2 protein-coding genes are annotated in these 1,258 nt (G+C 40.8%); both read left to right on the forward strand.

Annotated elements, in window-relative coordinates:
* The first annotated feature begins 36 nt into the window (after positions 1–36).
* Complete coding sequence (gene galE / locus JHC35_RS07070) at positions 37–1,038, forward strand: UDP-glucose 4-epimerase GalE (RefSeq protein WP_295043473.1); 1,002 nt, start codon at positions 37–39, stop codon at positions 1,036–1,038.
* The coding region (locus JHC35_RS07075; RefSeq protein ID WP_295043476.1) for a sugar phosphate nucleotidyltransferase at positions 1,035–1,258 on the forward strand (224 nt) is incomplete at its 3' end. The genes galE and JHC35_RS07075, both read left to right, overlap by 4 nt.

Below are 1,258 nucleotides of genomic sequence, written 5' to 3' on the forward strand. Positions count from 1 at the left end.
GGTTCGATTCATAATTCATAAAAGGTTGGATATGCCATGAAAATTTTTGTTACAGGTGGGGCTGGATACATTGGGACACATACCTGCGTAGAACTGCTTAATGATGGGTATGAAGTTGTTGTTTATGACAACTTTAGCAACAGCTCCATAGAGGCTTTAAGACGTGTAGAGCAAATCACTCAAAAATCATTGCAAATGATCGAAGGTGATATTAGAGACGAAGTGCTTTTGACTTCATCAATGCAAGGGTGCGATGGCGTTATCCATTTTGCAGGACTCAAAGCCGTGGGTGAATCCGTTGAAAAACCTCTAGAATACTACGATAACAACGTTCATGGAACACTTTGCCTCTTACGAGCTATGCAAAAAAATAGTATAAAAACTATCGTATTTAGCTCATCAGCTACAGTGTATGGCGATCCTGAGTTTTTGCCTCTCACAGAAAAACATCCACTAAGAACTACAAATCCTTATGGCTATACCAAACTTGTTATCGAAGAGATATTACGTGATCTGTTTAAATCTGATCCAACATGGAAGATTATGATTTTACGCTATTTTAATCCCGTAGGTGCACACCAGAGTGGTCTTATAGGTGAAGACCCGCAAGGCATTCCAAACAATCTTATGCCCTTTATTGCTCAAGTGGCAGTTGGAAGAAGAGAGTTCTTAAATGTTTTTGGTGATGATTATCAAACACCAGATGGAACTGGCGTGCGCGATTATATTCATGTGGTTGATTTGGCACAAGGACATCTTAGGGCATTGGAGGCGTTAAAAACCCCTCAATGCACAGCCATTAACCTTGGAACAGGTCGAGGTTATAGCGTTTTAGAGGTTGTAAAAGCTTTCGCTGAAGCATCTAAAAAGCCAATAAATTATACAATATCGCCTCGCAGAGAGGGTGACATCGCAGCATGTTACGCCGATCCTAAAAATGCAAAAGAGCTTTTAAATTGGCAAGCAAAACGAACTTTAAAACAGATGTGTGAAGACGCATGGAATTTTCAATCTAAAAACCCAGAAGGAATCAAATGAAGGGCATCATCCTCGCCGGCGGAAGTGGCACAAGACTTTATCCCATCACCAAAGGGGTATCTAAACAACTTGTTCCTATTTACGATAAGCCGATGATCTATTATCCACTTTCAGTGTTGATGCTTGCCGGTATCACTGAAGTGCTTATCATCTCCACTCCAAAGGATCTCCCAAGATTTGAGGAGCTTTTTGGTGATGGAAGCGATATCGGAATGCAGTT

This window comes from Sulfuricurvum sp., from assembly GCF_022759005.1.
Taxonomy (GTDB): domain Bacteria; phylum Campylobacterota; class Campylobacteria; order Campylobacterales; family Sulfurimonadaceae; genus Sulfuricurvum.